General features: G+C 50.3%; 1 rRNA gene. It reads right to left on the bottom strand.

The features are described from left to right. Positions 1–338 (bottom strand): 23S ribosomal RNA (locus tag CBX96_RS21445); the annotation flags it as partial.

The following is a 338-nucleotide window of genomic DNA, read 5'->3' as shown; positions in this document are numbered from 1 at the left end:
TACGGTTTCAGGTTCTAATTCACTCCCCTCACAGGGGTTCTTTTCGCCTTTCCCTCACGGTACTGGTTCACTATCGGTCAGTCAGGAGTATTTAGCCTTGGAGGATGGTCCCCCCATATTCAAACAGGATATCACGTGTCCCGCCTTACTCGTTTTCATCAAAGGTTAGTTTTCGTGTACGGGGCTATCACCCTGTGCCGCTGGACTTTCCAGACCATTCCACTAACCCCCCTCTGACTTAAGGGCTAATCCCCGTTCGCTCGCCGCTACTAGGGGAATCTCGGTTGATTTCTTTTCCTAAGGGTACTTAGATGTTTCAGTTCCCCTCGTTTGCCTCA

Source organism: Shewanella sp. BC20 (genome assembly GCF_003129585.1).
Classification (GTDB): domain Bacteria; phylum Pseudomonadota; class Gammaproteobacteria; order Enterobacterales; family Shewanellaceae; genus Shewanella; species Shewanella seohaensis.
Note: the sequence above shows the minus strand (reverse complement) of the source record. Positions and strands in the feature narration are given on the sequence as shown.